At 34.3% G+C, this 3,814-nt stretch carries 2 protein-coding genes; both read left to right on the top strand.

Going from position 1 to position 3,814, the window contains the following annotated elements; all coding sequences use genetic code 11:
* Window positions 1-1,551 (top strand): peptide ABC transporter substrate-binding protein (locus KI369_RS24450; RefSeq protein WP_212957813.1); only part of this gene is annotated, 1,551 nt, incomplete at its 5' end.
* Between the two features lie 305 nt (window positions 1,552-1,856).
* Window positions 1,857-3,572, top strand: a complete 1,716-nt coding sequence (locus KI369_RS24445; RefSeq protein ID WP_212957811.1) for a peptide ABC transporter substrate-binding protein — start codon at window positions 1,857-1,859, stop codon at window positions 3,570-3,572.
* Window positions 3,573-3,814 lie beyond the last annotated feature (242 nt).

Raw genomic sequence — 3,814 nt, 5'->3', positions numbered from 1 at the left:
GCAGCAAAACAAGTGTTAAATCGAACAGTAACACAAGAGATTCCGACAATGGATTCTTCAAAATCAACTGATACAGTATCTTCACAAATGCTAGGAAATACGATGGAAGGTTTATATCGTCTTGATAAAGATAATAAGCCAATTCCAGCAGCGGCAGAATCTAGTACGAAGAGTGAAGATGGTAAAAAATATACATTTAAACTGCGTAAAGATGCAAAATGGTCAAATGGTGATCCAGTAACTGCGAAAGATTTCGTATATGCTTGGCAACGTCTATTAGATCCAAAAACGGCTGCTGAGTATGCATTTATTGCATTCCCAATTAAGAATGCAGAAGTGGTTAATAAAGGAGAAAAACCTGTAGCTGACTTAGGAGTGAAAGCGGTAGATGATCTTACGCTTGAAGTTGAATTAGAACAAGCTGTACCGTACTTCTTAAACTTAGTAGCATTTCCATCGTACTACCCACTAAATGAAAAATACGTAAAAGAAAAAGGCGAAAAATTCGGTTTAGAGTCTGATACAACAGTATATAACGGACCGTTCGTTCTTAAAGATTGGAAGCATGAACAAGGATGGCAATTAAAGAAAAATGATCAATATTGGGATAAAAAGACTGTAAAACTTGAAGAAGTTAACTTCAGTGTTGTTAAAGAGCCAGCAACTCTTATCAATTTATATGATAGCGGACAAGTTGATTTCGCTTTATTAAATGGAGAGTTCGTTGACAAATATAGAAGTAAGAAAGATGAATTCGGCACATATTCACAAGTAAGTACTTACTTCATTCGTATGAACCAAAAACGTGATGGACAAGATACACCATTAAAGAGCAAAAAATTACGTGAAGCAATTGCGCTATCAATTGATAAAAAGAATTTAGCGAATGTAATTTTAAATGATGGATCAAAAGAAGCTGATTTCTTAGTACCAAAAGGATTAGCAACTGGACCGGACGGTAAAGATTTCCAAGAAACATTTAAAAACGGTTTGAAACCAGATGCTAAAAAAGCTGCTGCAGCTTGGGAAGAAGCGAAGAAAGAGCTTGGAAAAGATCAAGTTACAATTGAATTCTTAAACTATGATACTGGTAATGCGAAAAAAGTTGGAGAATATGTAAAAGATCAAATCGAGAAAAACTTAAAAGGTGTGACAGTTAACATTAAACTTCAACCATTTAAGCAAAAACTAAAATTAGAATCTGAGCAACAATATGATATTTCATACGGTGGTTGGAATCCAGATTATGCAGATCCAATGACATTCTTAGATATGTTTGAGTCTAAGCATTCTCATAACCAAATGAGCTTCTCTGATCCTAAATATGATGAAATGGTGAAGAAAGCTGGTACTGAATTAATGGGTGATGCGAAAAAACGCTGGGAAGAGTTAGGAAAAGCTGAAAAAACATTACTTGAAGAAGATGTAGCGATTGTACCTTTATATCAACGTGGAGATTCTTATGTTTTACAACCAAATGTAAAAGATGTAGTGAAACATAATATTAGTCCAGAATTTAGCTTCAAGTGGGCATATGTAACTGAAAAATAATAGAGTTAAAAAGCATTTTAAAGTGGCTTAGCTACTTTGAAATGCTTTTTTTTGTCAGCTGAAAATACTAATTTTTAGCGCAGTTAAATACAGAAGAATAAGGTGTATAGTATGTACATATAGTAGATGGGGGATAAATCATACTAAATTACGAAAAAATAAAATCAGAATATTTAAAATAAAACTATTTACAAACGCGGAAAAAAGAGTAGAATAACATTAGTTGTAATTTTCTGAAAATTAAATCGTTCGCAAAGTGTCTCTCGAGGTTTGGTAATGTACATATAATTGGGGAGGGTACAAAAATGAAGAAAAAGATGAAAAAGTTCACGGCGGTTGTAGCGCCAGTTTTAGCGATGAGTATGGCGCTGACAGCGTGTTCTGGATCTGGTGGGGAGAAGAAATCAACTACGACGTCTAGTGGTGGTGGGGAAGAGAAAAAATCTGAAATTAAATACGCAGCAAAACAAGTGTTAAATCGTACAGAAAACCAAGAAATTCCGACAATGGATACTTCTAAATCTACTGATACGCTAGGGGCGCAAATTTTAGGAAACACGATGGAAGGTTTATATCGTCTTGATAAAGATAATAAGCCAATTCCAGCAGCGGCAGAATCTAGTACGAAAAGCGAGGATGGCAAAAAATATACATTTAAATTACGTAAAGATGCAAAGTGGTCGAATGGTGACCCTGTAACGGCGAAAGATTTCGTGTACGGTTGGCAACGCTTACTTGATAAAAATACAGCTGCAGAATATGCGTTTATTGCTTACTATATTAAAAATGCAGAAGCAATTAATAAAGGTGAAAAACCTTTAACAGATTTAGGAGCAAAAGCGGTAGATGATTATACGCTAGAAGTAGAATTAGAAAAGCCAGTACCATATTTCTTAAATCTATTAGCATTCCCATCATACTATCCTTTAAATGAGAAATTCGTAAAAGAAAAAGGGGATAAGTTCGGTTTAGAAGCAGATACAACGTTGTATAACGGACCGTTTGTGATGGCTTCTTGGAAACATGAACAAGGATGGCAGCTAAAGAAAAATGATAAGTATTGGGATAATAAGACTGTAAAATTAGAAGAAATTAACTATAGCGTAGTAAAAGAAGTTGCGACGAAAGTAAATTTATATGATACAGGATCGATTGATTTCACATTATTATCAGGAGAATTCGTTGATAAATATAAATCAAACAAAGAGGAATACGGTGAGTATTCAGAAGCAAGTACGTACTTCTTACGTTTAAATCAAAAGCGTAATGGACAAGATACACCGTTAAAGAGTAAAAAACTTCGTGAAGCAATCGCATTATCTATTGATAAAAAAGGCCTAGCAACCGTTATTTTAAATAACGGTTCAAAAGCAACAGATCAATTAGTACCAAAAGGACTTGCGACAGGACCAGACGGTAAAGATTACCAAGATACATTTAAAAATGGTCTGAAATATGATCTGAAAAAAGGTGCAGCAGCTTGGGAGGAAGCGAAAAAAGAACTTGGAAAAGACCAAGTGACTATTGAATTACTAAGCTATGATGATGGAACTGCGAAGAAAATTGCTGATTACTTTAAAGATCAAATTGAGAAAAACTTAAAAGGTGTAACGGTTAACACGAAAATTCAGCCGTTCAAACAAAAACTAAAATTAGAGTCAGCACAAGATTATGAAGTTTCGTTTGCTGGTTGGAGCCCAGATTATTCGGATCCAATGACATTTATTGATATGTTTGAATCGAAGAGCCCGTATAACCAAATGAGTTATTCGAATCCAAAATATGATGAAATGGTAGCAAAAGCAGGTAATGAATTATTGTCTGATCCGAAGAAGCGTTGGGAAACGTTAGGGAAAGCAGAGAAATTGTTCCTTGAAGAAGATGCAGGATTAGTTCCTTTATACCAAACAGGAAGAGCATATGTAATGAAGCCGAATGTAAAAGGCATTGTGAAACATAACATCAGTCCAGAATATAGCTTTAAGTGGGCGTATGTAACTGAGGATGGCGGAAAGAAATAATATGAAAGCATTTCAAAAGTGGTTCATATGCTTTTGAAATGCTTTTTTCTTATGAATAGGAGAATAAGATACATAGAAATTTTGAGGTTATCTTTAAAATTCTACAGAAGGAATTCAATAGGGTAGCTATTGATATCATTTGTATAAGAAGCATATAAAACTTAGCGATAGAGAAGAATAAGAGGAGGTATGTTTACATATAGTAGATGGGGGATAACTCATATAGTAGTAATAGTAAAATA

This window comes from Bacillus sanguinis (genome assembly GCF_018332475.1).
GTDB lineage: Bacteria > Bacillota > Bacilli > Bacillales > Bacillaceae_G > Bacillus_A > Bacillus_A sanguinis.
The sequence above is the reverse complement of the archived record's forward strand: the minus strand, read 5'-3'. Positions and strand labels throughout refer to the sequence as shown.

Coding starts and splice junctions, on each gene's coding strand:
- KI369_RS24445 (WP_212957811.1), top strand. CDS start 1,857: ATGAAGAAAAAGATGAAAAAGTTCACGGCGGTTGTAGCGCCAGTTTTA.